Source organism: Methylosinus sp. LW4 (assembly GCF_000379125.1).
GTDB lineage: Bacteria > Pseudomonadota > Alphaproteobacteria > Rhizobiales > Beijerinckiaceae > Methylosinus.
The window spans coordinates 606335-627326 of sequence record NZ_KB900626.1 but is presented as its reverse complement, the minus strand read 5'-3'; the positions used below and the strand labels follow the sequence as shown (position 1 = coordinate 627326).

Below are 20992 nucleotides of genomic sequence, written 5' to 3'. Positions count from 1 at the left end.
GGGGCGCGAGCCCGGCCCGATCCGCGAGGCCGCGTGCTGGGTCCATGCGCGGCGCCCGTTCTTCGCAATGGCGGACATCGGCGAGAATGCGCGGCGCAAGGCGGCGGGGAAGAAAGAGATTCCGCTCTCGCCGATCGCCATCGAAATCGTGGGGCGGATCGACGCGCTGTTTGCGATCGAGCGGTCCATCCTCGGCAAGAGCGCGGAAGAACGTCTCGTTGTTCGACAGGCGTCGAGCCGCCCGCTCGTCGACGCGCTGGAAATCCATCTGCGCCAGCAGCTCGCCAAACTCTCGCGCGGGCACGATCTCGCCAAGGCGATCCAGTACATGCTGAAGCGGTGGCCAGCCTTCACGTTGTTCCTCACCGACGGACGAGTCTGCTTGTCGAACAATGCCGCCGAGCGCGGCCTGAGAGGCATCGCCCTTGGCCGGAAAAGCTGGTTGTTCTGCGGTTCCGACCGCGGCGGCCAGCGGGCCGCCGCGATGTACAGCCTCATCATCACCGCCAAGATGAACGGCGTCGATCCGCAGGCCTGGCTCGCCGACGTTCTCGCGCGCATCGCCGGACACCCAGCGCATAGGCTCGATGAACTGCTGCCGTGGAACTGGCGAGTGTCGGCTCCGTGCGCGTCGGCGCTGGCGGCCTGAGCATGCTCGTCAACAAGGTCGATCACGTCACGACCGTCGAGCGCGTCGCGGAACGCCTCGGCGAGAGCGTCGACTTCGTCCACGACGTCGCTCTCGAAATGGACACCGAGGACGGCGTCATCTGGGTCTACGGCATCGGAGACGACGGCGTTCTCGCATTCACCGACTTCGGCATCGAAACTCTCGTCGAGCTCATCGAAATCCACAAAGACCTGAAGTTGCGCGCCGGCGCCTGACGCTTCAGCCTATTCCGCCTGCGGTCCACGCCGGATGCTTACTGGGACGGGAACGTCGCTTACGATGAACTGCTGCCGTGGAACTGGCGAGCGTCGGCTCCGTGCGCGTCGGCGCTGGCGGCCTGAGCATGCACGCCAACAAGGTCGATCACGTCACGACCGTCGAGCGCGTCGCGGAACGCCTCGGCGAGAGCGTCGACTTCATCCACGACGTCGCTCTCGAAATGGACACCGAGGACGGCGTCATCTGGGTCTACGGCGTCAAAGACGATGGCGTTCTCGCATTCACCGACTTCGGCATCGAAACTCTCGTCGAGCTCATCGAAATCCACAAAGACCTGAAGTCGCGCGCCGGCGCCTGACGCTTCAGCCTATTCCGCCTGCGGTCCACGCCGGATGCTTACCATACAGCCGCCCACAGATCGCTTCCATCTCTCCTCAAGCAAGGTGAATCACACGAAAACGAACACTACCGACAACCTGTCCGAGCTGATGCGCGCCGCGGCGTAGCACACTCAATCGCTTGTTTGGATGAACGAGTAGCGGTAATCGAAGAATTGTGCCTGCCCAAGCGCGAGAAATCGAAAGTAACGATTCGCTCTGTATGTGGATCTTGAACTGAGCAAAAAGCTTGCAGCTACTCACTCCATGACGAAACTCCCGACGAAGATTAGCGCCGAGATCCTCGCGATGACGATAGAACACTACGGCCTCGCGGATGAAGCCGAGCGAGAAACCTGCAAGTTGGAGACGCCAGAAAAACTCGACTTCTTCACCACCGGTCGTATAGCTCTCATCATAGCCGCCAATCGCGTCCCAGACCTCCCGTCGAACTCCGCAGTTCGTGCCGATCGGGTAAGGCAGAAAATTTAATCCGATGGGCAGGTCGACGCTAGCATGCGTTCGCTGCTCAGAAAACTCTGCGTTTAGAACACGTTCGTCGAGCCGGCCTCCAACACCGCTGTAAATCTCAAGGCCGCGCGCGAGTTGCCCCACCCATTCCGCGTCTACGATGTCATCGCTATCGCAGAACAGAATTGCGCGCGAAGCAACTGAATTGGCACCAACGTTTCGCGCATGAGCCGCGCCGCCTTTGTCCGATGCGTCGACACATGCGAGCTCGAGATTTGGACACCTTTTCCGGGCAGCAACAATTTCTGCGCTCAGATCATCGGTCGAACCATTATCACTAACGACCACTCGGAATGGAGGCGCGCCGCGCTGAGCGGCAAGTGAATCCAGCAAAGGTCCAATCGTCCGAGCACTGTTTCTAGCCGGTATTACGACAAGAACGGATAGACTCCTATCGTCAAAGTGCATTTTAGTCTCTTCCGATTTTTTGGCGTGGTGATGGTGAAGCCACTCTAATAAAATACTGCCCGACGGACCGCCTCCAAGTAACCATGACCGTGACGCAAATCCGGCTCGACATAGTTTCCTTCTGCCCACTCGTTCCAGGCCTTCAAAAACACGATCCTATGCTGGAATTCCCGCCCAGAAACCCTCTCAATGGCGCTATTCAGATAGGCTTCAAACAGCTCTGGCGTTGAATTTTCAAAAACGACCCCGCGCGAACTTGACCGCGGCGTGTTGTCCCAATTCGGCAGAACGCAAGGCACGTACCGCGAATCCGACGGTACGACACTCGTCAAGCATTCAACCATCCGGGCATAGCTGAAACGTCGGGGCCGCTTGGCAATACCGAGCACCCTGTTGATGGTAGATCCGAAATCGCGAGCACGTAACCGACGTATCAAGCGGCTACCGATATCCTGGGGAAGGTAATCAAGATAGTTTCCCGGTCCATACGTCGTCAACATGTCGAACGGAGCCAGCAATTCCGGGACGTGCTTATTCGACATTCCGACAAAATGAATTCCCGGGATCCCCGCCTCACTTGCAAAATCACGCCACAATGTAGTGAACATCGTCGTCTGGCCCAAATGATGTGGGTCGAAGACCAAAAACATTGGCTTACCGTCGACTCGCATGTAGCGGGGGTCCCGAAACGCAGGGAGCACAAGATCGAAGTGCGCTTTATAGTCGTCAAATCCTGGGTAGGTCTGATCGAGCAGCGTCTGCCGCGGGTTGCCGTGCCAAACTCCGGTCCACGGCTGGTTGGCCCAAGCAAGGCAGAACGGAAACTCAGGTTTGCCCGTGGCCAACATTTCATCGAACGGCCGCTCCAAGATGCGTCGTCCCTTTCCAAACCAATAATGCCAATAACAAAACCCCTCGATGCCTGCTTCGAGCGCCAACTGAGCCTGTTGCTCTCTGACTTCTGGCACGCGTAAATCATAAAACCCGAGATCTGCTGGAAGTTGCGGTTGTATATGACCTGGGTAAAGTGGCTTCGCTTTCGCGACATTTGTCCATTCGGTGAAGCCCGCCCCCCACCATTCGTTATTCTCGGGAATGGGATGAAACTGCGGAAGGTAGAACGCGATAACTCTCGCTTTAGGACTACAAAAAGGCCCCTCCGCGTCATCTAAAACATAACTTTGCTGCGATTTTACACCGTGCATTACGCGATCCTCATGGCCGAATGACGATGATACGCCGATCATTACGTGATTTTATCCGCTTCCACATCACCGGAGCAAGGCCACTCGAATGTAATTTTTTGACCCGACAGAAGACAACGCCGAATCGCCTTTGGTAACAAGTCCCACTCAGACACGAAGGCTCCGTGCGAGATTCTCCAGCCTATCCGCGAATCGATTGATTCCTCGCTTTAAGAATTTTTTCCACCGGACAGGTCCCAATCGCCCTTCTCGCGAACGCGCTACAAAAATTTCTGCGGGCATGATCTTTGATGGACGAGTTTTCGTTGACGGCTTTAACCTCCTCATTACCCGAGCGGTCTCCGCGAGATAAGCATATCCGTAATGTCTATCGGGCTCCAAATAAGCGCCCTCGGCCCATTCGTTCCAGGCGTTAACAAATACAATACGTTCGTCAGGCGTCTCTGCCTCCAATACGTATTCACAAGCGCTCGCAAGCCATTGCCCGTATTTTTCTGGAGTCGAGCCAGCAAAGCATTGGCCCGCACCTGGTCGTCTAGCTTCGTTATCCCAAGACGGGCAAACGCCAGGAAAGTAACGATACTCGGTGGGACGAATCGAGAGCGCATTCTCGATCATCCGATCATATTCTACAACGCGGCCACGATAATTCGGGTCGAGCAGATCGAGCGACTCGACATCCGTGGGTAGTTCATTAAACCCAGATAGATGCGGCGGAAAGCCGGCAGCAGCATCCATTCCATAGAGCCGCGGATCCTCGTCACCTTGCATTTGAGGCATGATTATATATGGATTACCTAAACCTTTTTCCACAAAGTGCGAGCGCCAACGCATCACGGTTGTTCGAGCATCGGGAAGAAGGAGAGGCTTATAAAGCATCAATAGAGGTCTGCCATTAATTTTTATATAACGTCGATCCCGAAACAGCGGCTCCAACGACTTCGCAAATTCCAGGTCATCTTTTGGCGAGTAATGTTGCTCTTTTAAGACCTGTTGCTCAAGCCCATCCCAACGACGCGTCCAGTTTTCGTTAGCCCAATTGATACAAAACGGAATATCTAAATCTTGATTTTCTAAAAACAAATCCAGGGGCCTTTCTAATAGCCGCGCCCCGCCGAACCAATAATAATGGAAACAGAACCCATATATACCACATGACTTAGCTAACTCAGCCTGCCGCCTCAGAATATCTACATTTGTAAGATCATAGAACCCCAACTCGCCGGGCAAACGTGGCTGATAATGCCCGACAAATCTCGGGATAGCTTTCGTTACATTTGTCCATTCCGTGAAGCCTTTTCCCCACCAACGATCGTTTTCGGGTATCGCATGAAACTGAGGTAGATAGTATGCGATAAGTCTCACATGCTGATCTAACCGCACTCCAGAATTTTTTATACAACCCTCGTAAAGCGCCCCGGCAGATGTGTTCTGTTGGATGTGTTCAAAAAAGTCCATACTTGCCCCGCCCATCATCCGTGGTTATGTTGATATGTATCCGCCTCGCGGCGGATCATATTTCGATTCGATGCAACAGACGCTGATATTATATGCTGATAGCCAAACAAATTTGGAAATGCACGGACAGCCCATTTTAGTAGTGGTCTTTTTATCGCGTCAGAGATGAAGCTAAATGGCCAAGATGATCTGTAAGCATTTATCATCCAATACCCGTGCGACCTCCTTGAGCATCGAATATTGTAACCAGAATTATGGAACAATAGACTAAAACTGCTTGCCGTGAACCATCTTAGATGCGTATAGTCCATAAGACCAGTAGACTTATATTCAAAGAATCCAAACGCAAGCGATAGTCTTATTGACCAATGCGCGACATTTGGTACAGAAGCAATTACAATTCCACCAGGTCTAATACTTTCTCGAACGCGCAAAAGTGTCTCACCGGGATATTGTAAATGCTCTAACACGTCTGCAAATATAATCACATCAAATGTACCAACAGATTCGAGAAACTCAGACGTAGCGATACCAGTTGTTACCATTAGCCCTTTACTGCGAGCAGAGACAGCCCGCTCTTCATTAGGTTCGACGCCAATTACCTCCGTCGCAAGGTTAGCTTGTATCAATTTCAGCAGCGACCCAGTTCCGCAGCCTATTTCAAGAACCCGACTGCCTGGCGGAATTAGTTCGCAGATAATTGCATCCGACTCGAACGGGTCCAAGGAGTTCATATCGAGCGACCGCTCGTATCGAAGCGGATCGCCCTCTGCCAGTTCAAACTCACCGGAAATTTTATTTGACATCCCTGTTCACCTTACAAAGTAAACCTAGTGCACTGATACCGACATAGGATTCACAATTGCAGCTCGGCGTGCGAGCCTGGGCTCATGGCCCAAACAGTCAGAAGCATCCTTCGGGACTGGGCGCGATCGCCTCTGATGGCTCTCGGGCGCTCAAACATATCCAGCGTGCAAAGATCGGGCTCTTTTCGGCCGAGCGGCTTCCGGTTCTGGAGATCGCCCGGCCCGCCGGCGTCAGCCGTCCGGCGGCCTGGCGCTGACAGCAGCGTTATGGCGAAGAGGGCGTCGATGGCCTGTTGCGCGACGAGACCCGCAAGCCGCGCCGCGCCCCGCTCGACGCGAAGCTCGTCGCCAGAGTTCTCGAATTGACCCGCTCGGAGCCGCCCGGCGCCGCCACTCATTGGACAGGCCGCGCCATGGCGAAAATCATGGGGATCTCGCTGCGGGCGGTGCAGCGCCTCTGGGAGAAGCATCGCCTCCAGCCGCATCGCATCCGAACCTTCGAGCGGTCGACCGATCCACAATTTGCCGAGAAGGTCGAGGATGTCGTCGGCCTCTATATGGACCCGCCGACTCACGCCGTCGTGGTCTCCATCGACGAGAAGAGCCATATCCAGGCGCTCGAGCGTACACAGCCCGGCCTGCCGCTCAAACCCGGAAAATGCGGGACCATGACCCACGACTACAAGAGAAACGGCACGACCACCCTGTTCGCCGCGCTCGATATTCTGCACGGAACCGTCATCGGCCGCGGCGTGAAGCAGCATCGGCATCAGGAGTTCATCCGCTTTCTCTCCGCGGTCGAGCGCGCCGCGCCGGAGGGCAAGGTCATCCACGCCATCCTCGACAGTTACGCGACCCATAAGCATCCCGCCGTGATGAAGTGGCTCGCCTATCATCCACGCTGGACCTTTCACTTCACGGCAACCTCCGCTTCGTGGCTAAAAGCCATCGAGGGGCTTTTCTCGACGATCCCCCGCCGAAAAATACGTCGCGGCGTGTTCGAATCCGTGCCCGAGCTCGAAGCCGAGATCGCTCGCTACATGACGCACACAACAAATTCGCCGAGCCTTCCATCTGGACAAAGCCAGACAAGACCGATTTCGACAAGCTGGCCCGAGTTCCCGCGCCTTCCGTCTGAGTCGGTGCACTAGACGGGTCGGGCGGCACGAAAGCGCCCTTATGTCTCCGCTCCGTGCTCAAGATTTGAGATCGACCTCAAGCGAGAATTAAGCATGAATCGCACTACTACAGGGTACCGAACGCCTCCGATAGCTGCCGTTCCGAAAAAAAGCACGATCGCGCTGCCAAAGGCTGCGGCAAACCTATCACCGAGAACTTGGCTGAAAACGGCCGAAAGCACAAGCACGGCCAGCACAATCAAAATGTCTAGCACTGTTTTCAAGTTAAACATGCGGGCAGCATACAATAACAGCAACGCGTCGATCGCGCAACGAAGACTCCAAGCAACCGCGGCACCTATAATCCCAAAAACTGATGTTAAGATAGAAATTATCACAATGAATGGAATCAATTCGATGATATGGCATTTTGCTGTTATATCCGGCCGTCCCCTTCCCTGCAATAGCCCATAGGGAACATATGCGATGCCATTGACCCAAGCACCGACGAATAGAATCTCCACTACTGGGACCGCGCTAGCCGCGAATTCATTACTTATCCATTTACTAAAAAAGGCGGGTGACAAAACCATCGCTGCCGCACATACGGCACCATACCCAAACAACAAAAAACTAAGTGATTGGAAAGATAGTATGCGAGCATCCTCATTTGAGAGACTTGAGATTCTTGGAAACAATGTTCTGATTAACGCCCCTGCAAATATCTGACCACGCGAGACAAGACTCATTGGAATTGCGTACAGAGGGATTGTTGCGACCCCCAGAACTGCTCCAATCACAAATTGGTCAAAAGAAAGAAGAATAGGGCCAATAATACTAGATGCACTCACCCATCCTCCATAGCTCAGTAGCTTCTTTGCTTGTAAAGCGTCAAATGCTCCCCCCCCAAAAAAACCCTCGCCGCGGAAAGCGGCAAGTAGCAACACAAGCATGCACACGCCGCGGGAGATGACAGCCGCAGGGATGACCACCGCCAGCGAGGGGTCTACAAGGAATGCCAAAACTATGGGTAATATCTGTCCGGCTGCAGTCCCAAAAAATTGAATGATATTTACAATTAGGAAATTTTCACGCGATTCAATTACACCAATTCCAAAGCCGGACAAGAGCGCTAAAGGGAAAAGGCATACTATCCACGGAAAAGCAATGGCGACTTCATGCCTTAGTTCATCCGAAATTCTCAATATATCGCTAAGGAGATATCCCCCAGTCGTCGCAAGAAGAAGACTTCCAAGCACCCCCATACCAATATTCAGGATTAAACCGGTAACTATTATGTTGCCTCTTTTGTCCGCCTCGTTGTCTTTGAGTCTTGAAAGCGAATTTGCAGCAGCGCGAGACAAACCTAAGTCCAAAAATCCAAAATAGCCAAGCATCACCCATACGATTGACATTACACCATACCGGCTATCGCCGATTTGACGCATATATAACGGAACGGTGACAAGCGAGATAAATAAAGGTGCTATCGATCCAAGGATGTTAATTACGAAGTTTACTTCTAGGGAGCGACGATTCATTTCACGCCTTTGCATGTTATAGGTCTAGAGCGGAATCCTATCAATCTGCATCGTAGCCGGATGCGGCGAAGTAATTTGCGCATTCGCTCGGCGTGACGCTTCGCAGGGCCTGGGCAACCGCCGCTTCGAGCGCATCGACTGTGCGCGCCGCGATGCACTGGAAGACCGACTTGATCTCGAGAAGGGTTTTTCGATCGGGCTGAAGTCCGGCGAATAGGGTGGAAGATAAAGGACCTTCGCGCCTTTCGCTTCGATCGCCTCCCGCACGCCGCCGACCTTGTGAGTCCTGACATTGTCCAGCACGACGACCTCTCCCACGCAGAGCGTCGGCACCAGAACCTCCTCGACATAGGCCAGGAAGGAGCGGCCCTCGAGCGCGCCGTCGATCGTCATTGGCGCGTCGATGCGATCGACGCGCAACGCCATGATTAGTGTCGTCGTCTTCCAATGTCCGAACGGGACCGAAGCCCGGCAACGCTCACCACACGGCGCGCGGCCGAAGCGCCGCGCCATGTTCGTCGAGATGCTCGCCTCGTCAATAAGAACGAGCGTTTCCGGGTCGAGATCGAGCTCGCCCTCGAACCATTCCTCTCGCGCCGCTGCGATATCGCCCCTCTCCTGCTCCGCAGCGTGGCCCGTCTTCTTCTTGCGCGGGATCCCATGGCGCGCCAGGAACCGCCACATGGTCCGATGGCCGACCGCGAAGTCGCGACGCTCACTGAGCGCGTCGTTCAGCTCGATCATCGTCATGTCCGGCTTTTCTTTTGTCTGCGCGAGAATGAAATCGGCGCGCGCCTCGATGCGTCCCGATCTCCAGTCGCCGCCCATTTTCGCCGGGGCGACATCGCCGGTAACCTCGGCGCACGCCGGTCGACGGTCCGATGTCGAACCTCGCCGCCGCCTGTCGGCAGGACATCCCGCCCCGGATCGCCTTCATCACCTTCTCGCGAAGATCCATAGACAGCGCCATGATACCCTCCCAGCCGATCGCGCCGTTCACCCCCCGATCGCTGTTCCGCTTCAGATATGGGAATCCACTCCGCTTTATTGAATCGCCATGCGCGGACGATGCTCTAATTCGCGCAGAGATTATTGCCAATGACATTTTCTGCCTTGCCTGCCTTAATGACGAGTATCGCGGGCCTTCCTTCAACCGCGCATAACCTGTTTTCGACGATGCGATTGGACTGAGCGAAGTGAAGCGCGATCGGCGCATCGCCCGTATTCCTCACTTCGTTGGTAGAAACCTCTACCCCGCTCGACTCGCGGTCGAGGTAAATGCCGAAGCCCCCGTAAGCAGCGTGGCGCACATTATCGATTTTGTTGCCGCGAATGACCGTCTCCGCGAGATCCCCGAGCGTGTAGATGCCACCGAGGTCCGACAACAGCCCACGACCGATGTTGGAGATTCGATTATTCTCGATAAGATTTCCTCTTGATTGGCGTGCCCCCGTAGGCCATCCGACCGAAATTGCAGTGTAACCGAAGTTCTCAATCACATTTTCAGCGATCTTGTTGCCTCCCACGTCGCCAATCCATATAGCCACCGCATCCTCATGGACAAGACCACCGTCTCTAATTGTATTATGCGCAATATTGTTTCCCGCACGCACGTCGACGGCCACCCGAGTTTGCGGATTAGTTGGAACGATTTCGCCGATGGCAATGGCACCGGCACCCAAAGCGGTCATAGTGCTATACACAATGCTCGCTTCCGTGGTCGCACGATCCAGCCAAAAGGCGAAATCAGCTGTACCGTGTACGTCGACATTTTTAAAAATGATGCGATGCGCATCCCTCATCGCGACAGCCGCATTGATTTGATCGCCTATCGCTGCTTGCATTGGCGTAATTGCATAACCGCGACGGGCATCGCCTGTATGCTCGAAAGAAATTCCATCGAAAACAATGTCATGAGCGCCTTCTGCGATCTCCAACACCTTTGGAGTGCACGGTAGCACAACCACCGGCGGCGTTGAGCGCGCTCCCTCCGCCTCTTGTGAGGTAGGATAATATTCGATGCGGTCACCGTCGTCGAACCACTGGCCTGGTTCGAGAGCACGATCACGCGCGTTCGAAAGATAATACCTCTCTTTTACCGCATATCGCGCCCAGATGTCCGTGTGGCTCGTAAGGCCGTTGATCGTGATCGTGCGGCTCGCTCGTTCAATATTATTAAGGCTGTGTCGCGAAGAGGACCAATAATGATAGCCGACAACCTCGGTCCGATCATTGACCGTCACGGCATTCATATCGAAGTCATCGCCAAATCCAATCGCGTCCATCGCTCGGCCATCGACCTGCCTACGCGCTCTTTCTTCCTTAACGTAAAAATGCCCATTCTTGGGAACACTTGAGGCGATACGGCGCTGTCCGTTGATATACAAAGCTCGCTGTGGCACACCACCACACAGCTTAGATGTTTCAAAAATCCAAGTGGTTGGCGTCTTTTCGTGAAGAGTTAGAGGAACTCCCCCACTCAAGAATACGTCGCCGTCGCCTAGGGGCTTAAATATTGTTTCGGCCCCCAGCTCTCCTGAGGCCTCTGGCCCTATGTTGACAGGGTCTCTAATAAAATAGGTGCCTGCCTCGAAACTTACTTGTACAGAATGACGTGGAAAGGCACGTCGACAGGCGATGAGCCTTTCGATCCCTGCGGCAAGCGACATTCCCCTTTTGGGCGCGGGTCGTGTTGAGATAGAAATCTTGCCACATGCCGCTAAATCCTCGTGTGCGGAAACCTTAAAATCTAAACTGGGGACCATGTATATTAAGAGCGTCGCCGACAATACCACACGCTTTGCAATTCGACGCAATCTCATCGACTTGTAGAACATTTCATTGTCCCGGTAAGAGGTAATGGCTCAATTTTATTGACGTGATCCGAGCGACGGCGTGATTTAGTCGCAGCAGATCCATGAACGATCGACCCACCAGTTAGTCCGCAAGCCATCAATGCCAGCCAAAATAATGGCCAGGAAAAGGCATAAACATTGAAAAATGCTATGTTTATTAGAGATGCATATAGTAAGCCAAATCTGTTCCATCGACAAGCCATGGCCACAGAAAGCATAAACAAGACTAACCCAATCAGTCCAAAATCAAAAAAATACGCTCCTCCTAGGCTTTTAGAATCGAGCAATCCTCCTTGATAGGAAAACAGCGCGTAAATTACGCTCGGCATACTGACAGTTTCAGCATATGCTCTGTAGTCTCCCACGCCGAATATATAATTTCCGAAAGATAAGCCATTCCCGTCCCTTATCCATGTAAGCGGAACTATCCTAGCGAACACAGATATATCGTCATCTGCAACCACTTTTAAATCAGCGGTATCAGTTCTTAATATTATTGTTAAAGGAATTAATATAAATGATGATATGTAAATTATTGATACAGCTGCGTTAGTAATGACTCCTCCTTTCAATTTTGTTAGAAGCTTGCACACCACCAGCCAGCCGTAAGCGAAAAAAGTAGTTCGTGAATTTACAAGGAGGACTATGCTGAATGATAGATATAGTCCATATAATCCAGAAAATACGGGACGATGCTGAATAAACATCCGATATCCGGCTGCGATTATCAATAATGTTCCGAGATAAGCGGGCTCTAACGTAAATCCGCTAACCCTCGGATAGAAGCTAAGCATACCATCATCCAGAATCGCGTGCCATAGAACCGGGTTCCATATCTCTACAGGTAAAGTTGCTGTATACGACTTGGTTAGTCTCCCGATCACCTGCACACACGCGAAAACAAAATTGATTCCCAAACCCCAATGAAATCCCTTGAAAAACTCGTCGAAATGATTTCGCCTCATACTCGCGGTTCCTATCCCGAAAAATGCGATGTATGTCAAATAACGAATAACGGCGGCTCCGTTCAAAGCGATAATGAACTTTAGTAAAAATAGCAAAAGCAATAACTGTAAGCCCGTAAAGCGACGATATATCTTAAATTTATGCGAGAACAACGGAGCTAAAATTATCAGTAGCCAGATTATAGAAAAATTTGTGCCAATGTATATTTGATTAAAAATAAGTAATGTTGCACATAGTCCAGATACAAAGAACATTTCAGTCACCGATATGCACTTGAGCCGCGCAACTTGGCTAAGCTCAGAACCTATTAGTTGCGAGTGAGGCGCGATTCAATGTCTCCGATGTGGAGGCATTGATGGGTGATTTGGCTTTTGCTCAGAGTCGGTCCATGAACTTAATGGTTGATTACAAAGCCTTCTGAGCATGAGACGGATGGAGGCGTGGTGAAGAAACGCCAGCGCCTTACGATTGAGGTTTTCGAAGTCCTTGGCCGGTCTTCGGCAGCGACCAAGCCATGAAAAGCTTCTTCGACGACCCATCGGCGGGGCAGAACCTCGAAGCCATTGGCCGCATCCGATCGCTTGACGATCTCGGTGTCGACGAATGGCAAGGCCGTCTTCTGTGCGTCGCGGAACTGCGGGTGACCTGCCCCCGAAGTTTCATCCAGCGGCGAGTTGAGTCCCGGCGGTTGATACGCCCGCGGGCGTGGGGTGAGCAACAGGCGATCGGCGAAGCTGGTCGGGATTGCGCAGCCGATCGCCTGTTGCGATGAGCGCGGCGGCATAGTCCGCCGGCCCCGCACACAAGATTCCTGACAGTTCCAACAAGGTCGAATGGCATTTCATCATGCCCGGCAAGCCAATGCAGAACTGCTTCTGCGAGAGCTTCAACGGTCGCATGCGGGACGAGCTGCTCAACGAGACGCTGTTCTTCGGGCTCGACCACGCGAGAGAGAAAGTTCGCTCGTGGGTTCACGATTATAATCACCGGCGCCCGCACTCTTCCCTCGGCTATGCGACGCCGGCGTTCCCATCACGCCGTGACGAAGCGATCGTCGAACATGATGGCGAATTGATTTTTCGCCTCGCACCACTCGCGCGGCGCCATTTTCCACTCTCCGGCGACTTGGCGCAAGACGAGATAGAGGAGCTTCATCGCCGCGTCATCGGTCGGAAAATTCCCTCTCGTCCGCACGGCGCGCCGCAGCTTCGCGTTCAAGGATTCTATGGCGTTCGTCGTGTATATGATCCGCCGCACTGCGACCGGAAAGGCGAAAAATGGGATGACCTGCTCCCAATTGCGCCGCCAGCCCTGCGCGATCGACGGATATTTCTTGCCCCAATGGCCGCCGTCGAAGGCGTCCAGCGCCTCCTTGGCCGCCTCGGCGGTCGGGGCGCGATAGATCGTCTTCAGCGCGCCGGCGATCGCGTTGCGGTCCTTGTATGAAGCGAATTCCATCGAGTTTCGAATGAGATGCACGATGCAGGTCTGCACGGTCGTCTGCGGAAACACCGCATTGATCGCCTCCGGAAAGCCCTTCAGGCCGTCGACCACGGCGATCAGAATGTCGCCGACGCCGCGGTTCTTCAGCTCGTTCATCACCCGAAGCCAGAATTTGGCGCCCTCCGAGGTTTCGATCCAAAGCCCCAAAATGTCCTTCGTTCCATCGGGCGTGACGCCGAGCGCGACATAGACGGCCTTGTTGCGAACTAGGCCCTCATCGCGGATTTTGACGCGCAAAGCGTCGAAGAAAACCAAGGGATACATCGCCTCGAGCGGCCGGTTCTGCCATTCGGCGACGGTCTCCAGCACGGCGTCGGTGACCGTCGAGATCAGATCGGGCGAGACCTCCAGACCGTAGAGCTCGAGCAAATGGCCCCGGATCTCGCGCACCGTCATGCCGCGCGCATACATCGACACGATTTTCTCGTCGAAGCCGGGAAAGCGGCGCTGATAGCGCGCGATCAGCTTGGGATCGAAGCTCCCCTCCCGGTCCCGCGGGACCCTGATGTCGATCTTCGACGTCTCGGTCAGCACGGTCTTCTTCGAATAGCCGTTGCGGTGGTTCGCCTTGCCCGCCGCCGCTTCGCTCTCGAGATAGTCGTCCATCTCCGCGTTCAGAACCCGTTCGGCCAGCGCCTTCTTCAGCTCGTCGAACAGGCCGTCCTTGGAAAAAACCTCCTTAGGATCGCGTCCCGACAGCAATTGGTCCAGTGTGTCCTTCTTGATCGCCATAGCCCGCCTCCGGCGGTTCTACTATGGCCCCGCACACAAGATTCCTGACAGTCCCACCTTGTTCGCCTCCGACCAGGACAGGACGGCGTTCGAGGTGAACTCCGTCCCATTGTCGGAAACGATCATGCCGGGCCTGCCGCGCCTTTCGATCAACGCCGACAGCTCGCGCGCCACCCGCTTGCTGGAGATCGATGTGTCCGGGATCGCCGCCAGGCATTCCCGCGTTACGTCGTCGACGATGTTCAGGATGCGGAATCGTCGGCCACTGGCGAGCTGGTCGTGCACGAAGTCGAGAGACCATCGCGCATTCGGCTTCGCCTCGACGACAATCGGCGCCCGTGTTCCCACGGCGCGGCGGCGCGCGCGGCGCTTCCTCACCGTCAGCCCTTCCTCGCGGTAGAGCCGATAGATGCGGTTCTTGCCCGAGCGCTCGCCCCGTTGACGGAGCAAGACGAACAGCCGCCGGTAGCCGAAGCGCCGACGCGCATTGGCGAGAGCGCGAAGCTCGGCGTCGGCCGGACGCTTCGACGCGAAGCGCGCCGTCTTGCGATCGATCGCGACGATCCGGCAGGCCCGACGTTCCGACAGGCCCATGACGGCCCGAAGGTGCGCGACGGCTTCGCGCTTGACGGCGGGCCCTACCATTTTTTTCCCAGAAGCTCACGCATCGCCGCCGCGTCGAGCATCTGGTCGGCCAAGAGCTTCTTCAGACGCGCGTTTTCCTCCTCCAGCGCCTTCAGCCGCTTGGCCTCCGAAACGTCCATGCCGCCGAACTTGGCCTTCCAATTGTAGAGCGTCGTCTCCGAAACCGCATATTTGCGCGCGAGGTCCACCGCCTTCGCGCCGGCTTCCTGCTCCCGCAAAATCCCGATGATCTGCTCTTCCGTGAACCGTTTCTTCTTCATCGTGTCCGTCCTGCTATCGGCCGGACTCTATTCGATGCTGGTGGGATTTTTCAGGGGCACGTCAGCATCCCGACGATCCGTCTTGAGCGTCAACGCCGAAAGGACGTTACATCGAGGCATCCCGGGCTGGTCACCATCTACCCCTACGCTTTCTTACCTTCCTCGGAGAGACCTTATTGCAGGAGCGCTCGCGCCGTCCTCTCGCCTACAACCATGTCGCTTCCTGTGTTTCTATAACCGACAGATGCGTGCCCACAGTGCAGTGTCACCGGTACGCCGACTCGATTGCACGAAAAATCGATTTGCACAGCCGGCTCCATACCGCCCAACTCGTTGGCTTAGCGCGCAGTGCAGAGACAAACGTCCTGGTTCCAACCCAATATTGTCGCGACACAATTGCCGAATGGGCCGCCTCAGCGAGGTTGACGGCACGTTCACGGTCGTGCCCCTCGAATTTCTCGCGATGCTTCATGGCCAGTCTTTCTCGCGCAACGAAATCATTCCAAACATTACTCGATAGGTTACCTGGCGTCGAAAACACCACAACCAGCGGCTCAGGCTCGTAGAGCACTTCCGTTAGGGCTGAAACGCGTAATGCCAAGTCCCAGTCCATGTATCGCGGAAATGCAGGATCAAATGTTCCATGACGCTTCAAGAACTCAGCTCGAGCTACTATTGTTTGTGGAGTAATTACGTTCTCTTTTAGTAGCGTCTTTCGCAAATCAACAACATGCTCTGCGAAGAGGCCTTTCATTTTAGCTTGCCCATGATCAAATAAAATAAACGACCCAAAGCACAATTGGCAGTCACTCCGCTCTTTTAACCGCTTTATCTGGCGCTCCAGCTTATCTATCAGCCAAACATCGTCCGAATCTTGAAATGCGATATAGTTACCTTTTGCCGAGTTAATTCCAGTATTCCGCGCAACAGCCGCTCCTACACTCTGTTCATTAACAATAACTCGCATTCTCTTATCTGAGTATTCTGACAATATATTACATGTATCGTCCGTCGAACAATCATCAACGACTATTAATTCAAAATCTTGAAACGTCTGCGATAGAACGCTGTCAATAGCCCGTCGAATATAGAGCCCACGATTATATGTGGGCAGGATTATGCTGACTTCCGTCATACAAACTCCAATCTTTAACCAAAGCGGTCTCCACGACCCAGTGAAAGACTACCAAAGAGACGCCGACTGTTCGACTAACCGAAGATAGGGCCATGGCTTAGAAAGAAAGACTGAACCGTAGCGCCCTAAAAGATGCCTTAAGCAAGCGAACCCAAACCCCTGGCGTGATTGGCGAACATTGAAGGGCAGAATAGCCGCAATCAACTGCGTCCACGAACTTCCCGCTTCTCGCAAAAGAATGCGCGGCCTCGGCATAATTTAGCGCCAAATATGCCTTGTGCATATCGAACTTTTCTAAATGCTTGTTTGCAATCCTAAGGCGGGCAATTCCATCTTGCAAGATATCACTCGACAAGCTCCCAGGCGTTTCGAATACAATAGCGAGCGGTTCTGGATCATAGGCAATCGGAGTTAACCGACAGATTCGTAGCGCGAGATCCCAGTCCTCGTAGCGGACAAAATCGCAATCAAACATGCCATGTTGACGCATAAATGCGGTATCCGCAATTACAGTTTGTGGGCTGACCTGGTTAGTTCGAACAATACTGTTGATGATTGCTTTTTCGTCTGCATGACATAAATGCCCAAATACTTTTACTCTGTCTTGTGATACACGAATAAAAGGCCCAAATCCGAATTTACTTTCAGGGTTTGCCTGAAGAACCGCTAATTGCTTCTTCAATTTGTGAGGTAGCCATACGTCATCTGTGTCTTGAAACGCTATTAACTGTCCAATGGCCGATTTAATTCCGGTATTGCGCGCCGCAGAGGCACCTTTGTTTTGAGAATGGCGTACAATTTTGATTCGTTTGTCGCCAATAGATAGCGCTTCTTCTATTGTATTATCGTGTGAATTGTCGTCTACAACTATAACTTCGATATTGGAGTACGTTTGATTTAAAACGCTGATCAAAGAGCGCTTTATTTCTTTCTCGCGATTATAAGCGGGAATCACGATGCTAATTAGTGGGCTGTTCATAGGAAAATTCCGAGATTGGGCAGTCCGGTTTGGCCGAGGGTTTCTTTTGTGGTGCCCGAGGTGCATACGTCCGAACTCAGGAGCCTGCCTACGTATTCGTTTCCGAGCAAAAGCGATAGCGGAACAAGCACGGCAATCGCTTGAACGGGTGGGGAATTTCGGCTCGAGAATTGCCGTCATTCATAGTGGGCCTCGAACCTCTGAGGCCTCCGATGTCCAAGACCAGCCTTGTCGACCATTTTTCCGCCCTCAAGCACCCACGCCACGCTTGGTAGGTCGTCTTTCCCCTGCCGGAAATCCTGCTGATCGTCCTGTGCGTGACAATGGCCTGGGCCGAGGATTTCTACGCGATCGAGCGCTGATCCTAGCAGAAGCCCAACTTTCTGCGCCGTCTCCGGCCCTGCGAGAAGGGCGTTCCCTCCCATTACGCGCTCAACAATGTGATGAATGCGCTGCCGGCCTCGCTCTGTTCCGAATGCCCGCTAATTGGGTGGAAAGCCTGCGCGAGAAGGAGCCCGACTTTGTGGTGATCGACGGTCGGACCCTCGCGCCGCATGGCCAAGACGGCTTGCCGTTGCATCTGGTTTCCGCCCGGGCCTCGCGCCAACGCCTCGTGCTCGGCCAGGGAGCGGTCGACTAGAAGAGCACCGAGATCGTTGCCGTTCCGCTGCTGCTCGAAGAGCTGAAAGTCGCGCTCGTCACCATCGGCAATTTCGAGCGCGAGCGCGCGGCCTGCGACGCTCACGGGACGACCGCCCGCGACCATGGGCGCATCGAGGTTCGAATTACGGATCGCTCGAGCGCTTGAAGGTGCGGATGCGATGCGACTGGAGGCGATGCTTTTCCCAGAGGCGCAGCACCGCCCGCAGCGAAATCCCCTTGATCTTCGTCATGGCGCGGCCCGTCCAATGAGTGGCGGCGCCGAGCGACTCCGAGCAGGTCAGTTCGAGAAATCTGGCGACGAGCTTCGCGTCGAGCCGGGCGCGGGCCGGCTTGAGTCTTGTCGCGCAACAGGCCGTCGACTCCTTCCTCTCCATAGCGCTGCTGCCAGCGCCAGACTGCTGGACGGCTGACGCCAGTGCGCCGGGCGATCTCCAGAACCGGGAGCCGTTCGGCGAAAAAGAGCACGATCTTTGCGCGTTGGATATGTTCGGGCGCCCGAGAGCGATCAGAGGCGATCGCGTCCAGTCGCTCGCGGTCTTCATCCCGAAGGATATTTCTGACAGTCTGAGCCATGAGCCCAGACTCGCACGCCGAGACCCAATTGTGAATCCTATGTCGGCGTCAGTGCACTAGTCATATTTTTCCGCGCGTCGCACGCCTCTTCGCCGAGAAGCGCTCAAGACCGGTTCGTGTCGGGTGTCCTGTCCAAAGGAAGTCGTACATTACTGTCCAAAATGTACGTAAAGCATCAATGTCCCGCTTTTTCACTGCGACGATGGACTTAAAAAATACTATTATAACCCCCGCCGGTACTAAGGAAGGGTGAAAAGTGGCTAGAAATTTTAGAAAGTTTAAATTGAAGCAATATAAGGACACATCGCTCGGCCGTCCTCGTGAACTTGTTCCGAGCGACGCCCCTTCTTTGTGATAAACAAATGATTCTCGCGCCCAAGCATGTTTGAAACGTCGATGCGAGCGACGCTCCCAATCGAGCTCCTCGAAATATAAGAAATAGGATTCTTCCATCAAACCTACTACTTCGAGGAATTGACGTGTAACTAGCATGGACGCCCCGATCACGTACTCAAGCCTACTCTCTATTTGTTCCGTTGTAGGCATTAACTGCAATGGCTTGCCTATTCCTAAATTGGTTCCCCGTCCGCGCACGGGATCAAATACTCCTCCAAGACTTTGGATAGTTTTAGGCGTGTCATAGTATAGTAATGTCGAACCGCAAACTCCAATTGAGCGGTCTCGACCCACTCGATCAAGAAGAGCAGTTAGGGAACGATGATCTACAATTGTATCATTATTGAGGAGCCATACATGAGTGCAATCTGTATCCGTCAGCGCAAGACGAATACCGAGGTTGTTTGCTGCTGCAAAGCCGGTGTTATCACTTACACGAATTAATGTTATAAGCGCCTGAGGTTGGCTGCCCAATCCCTCCGCCGTCCACGTTGACAATGTTGGTTCGCGAAGACGTTCCCTAGGGGCTTCGCTCCACGCAGAACTCGACATATCTATAGAAAGCAAGCCGTCCGCCCACTGGCTAATCAGATCAATTCCGGGCTCCATACTTTCATTGTCTACGAGAACAATTTTAAATGGCGGAGCATCGATCCGCATCAATGATTCGAGACACTCGATCGTGTCACTGTATCTACGCCAATTAACAAGTATAATATATATCATAGCTGTTATCTATGCCGGATGTATTTTAATTTCAGGAAAATAGTGGCCATCTGGCCTAGTAGGGCGCCAACATACCCCCTTTGCACAAAATATGTATGCGTTAAAATGTGCGCAGAGCGTAGTCGATCTACATTTCCTGTCAGCCCATTTCCTTTTATGTGTGGCTCGTCTCTCACGGAAAGGCACTTTTTTAGTTTATAGAGTCTATAGCCAAGAAATACGAGCTCCCCCCACAATCTATAGTCTTCGGATAGGTAAATTGACTCATCAAATATCACGGGCATAGCCCCTTTGCGAAACACAACTGTCGACGGCGCAAATTGTGATGTTGATATATATATGTCTAGGCGATTTATTCTATAAACGGCTTGAAAACCATGTAGCATATCAATCAACGAAGGCCGCGATATGCTGCCTACCGTGGTATTGTGGCCTAAAAAATCTACTCCTAAATTATTCATTGTACTCAAGCAAATTCGTAATTTATCCTCCATCCAAAAATCGTCAGAGTCCAGAAGCGCTATGAAGCTTCCGACGGCCTCCCTAATTCCAGAGTTTCGTGCGGCAGAAGGTCCCATGTTGCGATTGTGATGAATAACTCTAACTCGAGCAAAGTCAGCAATTATTGATAACGCAAGCTCAGTTTCCTTATTTGAAGAACAGTCATTAACTACAATTACTTCAATTACCTGAATTGACTGGCAATACACTGAGGTTAAGGCTCGCCTTAGAGTGGAGCTTGAATTATAAAATGGAATTATAACAGATACAGACTCTGATATATTAGAAGTAACTGTCATTGGCTATTTGCACTCCTGTTGGCGGCCAACGCCGCTTTCGTCTTGAACCTCGGAGAATGAATCAGGACAGAGCGCTTCGCAGAATAGCCGAGGTCTCGGCGTTTATGGTTTTTCGGCCGCAATCGACGGGCTTTGATGCGCCCGCGCGCGATCTGGCGCAATGCTCTGTGCCGTCAGCCGGTCATTTTTTCGCATCCCTGTCTAGTTCGGGGCACACCTCTCCCCTCGCGGCATCATGCCGCCGCTTCGAGAACCCGCGCCCGCTTCATGTTCATCGCCATGACGACGAACTGAAGATGACAATTGTTGCGCGCGAGGCTGCGGTAGCGTGCTCGCGCCATACCATACCAGTTCTTCATCGTCGCGTTGGCGCGCTCGACGCCGTCTTGTTGAACCATCTCTGCCAGTAGGGCTGTCGCGCTCCGC

General features: G+C 53.5%; 16 protein-coding genes and 8 pseudogenes. 5 read left to right on the top strand and 19 right to left on the bottom strand.

Going from position 1 to position 20992, the window contains the following annotated elements:
- The 3 genes from tnpC to METLW4_RS0103225 all read left to right on the top strand — a co-directional run.
- Positions 1-649: IS66 family transposase (gene tnpC / locus METLW4_RS0103235; protein ID WP_157235297.1), on the top strand; the 649-nt coding region annotated here is incomplete at its 5' end.
- Positions 650-651: 2 nt separating this feature from the next.
- A complete protein-coding gene (locus tag METLW4_RS0103230; protein WP_043332106.1) occupies positions 652-885 on the top strand; it encodes a hypothetical protein in 234 nt (77 codons plus the stop codon).
- 128 nt (positions 886-1013) lie between these two features.
- Positions 1014-1247 (top strand): hypothetical protein, encoded by a 234-nt coding sequence (locus METLW4_RS0103225; protein ID WP_026191211.1) that lies wholly within the window; start codon positions 1014-1016, stop codon positions 1245-1247.
- A gap of 76 nt (positions 1248-1323) precedes the next feature.
- Here METLW4_RS0103225 and METLW4_RS26930 read toward each other — a convergent pair whose 3' ends face one another.
- The 4 genes from METLW4_RS26930 to METLW4_RS26920 all read right to left on the bottom strand — a co-directional run bounded on the left by METLW4_RS26930 (position 1324) and on the right by METLW4_RS26920 (position 5674).
- Positions 1324-2205, bottom strand: a complete 882-nt coding sequence (locus METLW4_RS26930; RefSeq protein WP_083919201.1) for a glycosyltransferase — start codon at positions 2203-2205, stop codon at positions 1324-1326.
- Between the two features lie 44 nt (positions 2206-2249).
- Complete coding sequence (locus METLW4_RS0103210) at positions 2250-3410, bottom strand: glycosyltransferase WbsX family protein (RefSeq protein WP_083919200.1); 1161 nt, start codon at positions 3408-3410, stop codon at positions 2250-2252.
- Between the two features lie 147 nt (positions 3411-3557).
- On the bottom strand, positions 3558-4868 hold the full coding sequence (locus tag METLW4_RS26925; RefSeq protein WP_083919305.1) for a glycosyltransferase WbsX family protein: 1311 nt from the start codon (positions 4866-4868) through the stop codon (positions 3558-3560).
- A gap of 14 nt (positions 4869-4882) precedes the next feature.
- Complete coding sequence (locus METLW4_RS26920) at positions 4883-5674, bottom strand: class I SAM-dependent methyltransferase (RefSeq protein ID WP_083919199.1); 792 nt, start codon at positions 5672-5674, stop codon at positions 4883-4885.
- A gap of 68 nt (positions 5675-5742) precedes the next feature.
- On the opposite strand from METLW4_RS26920, the pseudogene METLW4_RS23785 reads away from it, so the two are divergent.
- Positions 5743-6812, top strand: a pseudogene (locus tag METLW4_RS23785) (IS630 family transposase).
- A 39-nt stretch (positions 6813-6851) separates the two neighbouring features.
- Here METLW4_RS23785 and METLW4_RS26915 read toward each other — a convergent pair.
- The 6 genes and pseudogenes from METLW4_RS26915 to METLW4_RS28485 all read right to left on the bottom strand — a co-directional run.
- Positions 6852-8333, bottom strand: a complete 1482-nt coding sequence (locus METLW4_RS26915; protein WP_198290166.1) for an oligosaccharide flippase family protein — start codon at positions 8331-8333, stop codon at positions 6852-6854.
- A gap of 40 nt (positions 8334-8373) precedes the next feature.
- Positions 8374-9303: pseudogene (locus METLW4_RS23780) on the bottom strand (IS630 family transposase).
- A 103-nt stretch (positions 9304-9406) separates the two neighbouring features.
- Entirely contained in the window at positions 9407-11170 is a 1764-nt protein-coding gene (locus METLW4_RS0103190; protein WP_083919197.1) for a right-handed parallel beta-helix repeat-containing protein, read from the bottom strand.
- Entirely contained in the window at positions 11152-12417 is a 1266-nt protein-coding gene (locus METLW4_RS27565; protein WP_157234836.1) for a hypothetical protein, read from the bottom strand. Before METLW4_RS27565 ends, METLW4_RS0103190 begins: the two co-directional genes overlap by 19 nt.
- Positions 12418-12564: 147 nt before the next feature.
- Positions 12565-12746, bottom strand: a pseudogene (locus tag METLW4_RS27560) (transposase); the annotation flags it as partial.
- Between the two features lie 67 nt (positions 12747-12813).
- A pseudogene (locus METLW4_RS28485) lies at positions 12814-12948 on the bottom strand (IS3 family transposase); the annotation flags it as partial.
- Between the two features lie 28 nt (positions 12949-12976).
- Between METLW4_RS28485 and METLW4_RS26910 the strand changes: the two are divergent.
- Positions 12977-13180: pseudogene (locus tag METLW4_RS26910) on the top strand (integrase core domain-containing protein); the annotation flags it as partial.
- A 6-nt stretch (positions 13181-13186) separates the two neighbouring features.
- Here METLW4_RS26910 and METLW4_RS0103180 read toward each other — a convergent pair.
- From METLW4_RS0103180 to METLW4_RS26880, 9 genes and pseudogenes are all read right to left on the bottom strand, one after another.
- On the bottom strand, positions 13187-14389 hold the full coding sequence (locus METLW4_RS0103180; protein WP_018264759.1) for an IS256 family transposase: 1203 nt from the start codon (positions 14387-14389) through the stop codon (positions 13187-13189).
- Between the two features lie 54 nt (positions 14390-14443).
- Positions 14444-15294, bottom strand: a pseudogene (locus METLW4_RS0103175) (IS3 family transposase); the annotation flags it as partial.
- Positions 15295-15559: 265 nt separating this feature from the next.
- The gene (locus METLW4_RS26905) at positions 15560-16429 is read right to left on the bottom strand and encodes a glycosyltransferase family 2 protein (RefSeq protein ID WP_083919196.1); all 870 of its coding nucleotides are present in this window, start codon (positions 16427-16429) and stop codon (positions 15560-15562) included.
- A 97-nt stretch (positions 16430-16526) separates the two neighbouring features.
- Positions 16527-17408 (bottom strand): glycosyltransferase family 2 protein, encoded by an 882-nt coding sequence (locus tag METLW4_RS26900; protein WP_157234834.1) that lies wholly within the window; start codon positions 17406-17408, stop codon positions 16527-16529.
- A gap of 424 nt (positions 17409-17832) precedes the next feature.
- Positions 17833-18174 carry a hypothetical protein gene (locus METLW4_RS0103155; protein ID WP_018264754.1) on the bottom strand — a complete coding sequence of 114 codons (342 nt, stop codon included), beginning with the start codon at positions 18172-18174 and terminating at the stop codon, positions 17833-17835.
- Between the two features lie 22 nt (positions 18175-18196).
- A pseudogene (locus tag METLW4_RS26895) lies at positions 18197-18644 on the bottom strand (helix-turn-helix domain-containing protein); the annotation flags it as partial.
- Positions 18645-18704: 60 nt separating this feature from the next.
- Positions 18705-19700, bottom strand: coding sequence for a glycosyltransferase family 2 protein (locus METLW4_RS26890; protein WP_198290165.1), 996 nt, complete (start codon positions 19698-19700; stop codon positions 18705-18707).
- A 71-nt stretch (positions 19701-19771) separates the two neighbouring features.
- Positions 19772-20566 (bottom strand): glycosyltransferase family 2 protein, encoded by a 795-nt coding sequence (locus METLW4_RS28865; protein ID WP_083919192.1) that lies wholly within the window; start codon positions 20564-20566, stop codon positions 19772-19774.
- 233 nt (positions 20567-20799) lie between these two features.
- Positions 20800-20988: pseudogene (locus tag METLW4_RS26880) on the bottom strand (transposase); the annotation flags it as partial.
- Positions 20989-20992 lie beyond the last annotated feature (4 nt).

Coding starts and splice junctions, on each gene's coding strand:
- METLW4_RS0103230 (WP_043332106.1), top strand. CDS start 652: ATGCTCGTCAACAAGGTCGATCACGTCACGACCGTCGAGCGCGTCGCG.
- METLW4_RS0103225 (WP_026191211.1), top strand. CDS start 1,014: ATGCACGCCAACAAGGTCGATCACGTCACGACCGTCGAGCGCGTCGCG.
- METLW4_RS26930 (WP_083919201.1), bottom strand. CDS start 2,205: ATGCACTTTGACGATAGGAGTCTATCCGTTCTTGTCGTAATACCGGCT.
- METLW4_RS0103210 (WP_083919200.1), bottom strand. CDS start 3,410: ATGCACGGTGTAAAATCGCAGCAAAGTTATGTTTTAGATGACGCGGAG.
- METLW4_RS26925 (WP_083919305.1), bottom strand. CDS start 4,868: ATGGACTTTTTTGAACACATCCAACAGAACACATCTGCCGGGGCGCTT.
- METLW4_RS26920 (WP_083919199.1), bottom strand. CDS start 5,674: ATGTCAAATAAAATTTCCGGTGAGTTTGAACTGGCAGAGGGCGATCCG.
- METLW4_RS26915 (WP_198290166.1), bottom strand. CDS start 8,333: ATGAATCGTCGCTCCCTAGAAGTAAACTTCGTAATTAACATCCTTGGA.
- METLW4_RS0103190 (WP_083919197.1), bottom strand. CDS start 11,170: ATGTTCTACAAGTCGATGAGATTGCGTCGAATTGCAAAGCGTGTGGTA.
- METLW4_RS0103180 (WP_018264759.1), bottom strand. CDS start 14,389: ATGGCGATCAAGAAGGACACACTGGACCAATTGCTGTCGGGACGCGAT.
- METLW4_RS26905 (WP_083919196.1), bottom strand. CDS start 16,429: ATGACGGAAGTCAGCATAATCCTGCCCACATATAATCGTGGGCTCTAT.
- METLW4_RS26900 (WP_157234834.1), bottom strand. CDS start 17,408: ATGAACAGCCCACTAATTAGCATCGTGATTCCCGCTTATAATCGCGAG.
- METLW4_RS0103155 (WP_018264754.1), bottom strand. CDS start 18,174: ATGGTCGCGGGCGGTCGTCCCGTGAGCGTCGCAGGCCGCGCGCTCGCG.
- METLW4_RS26890 (WP_198290165.1), bottom strand. CDS start 19,700: ATGCGGATCGATGCTCCGCCATTTAAAATTGTTCTCGTAGACAATGAA.
- METLW4_RS28865 (WP_083919192.1), bottom strand. CDS start 20,566: ATGACAGTTACTTCTAATATATCAGAGTCTGTATCTGTTATAATTCCA.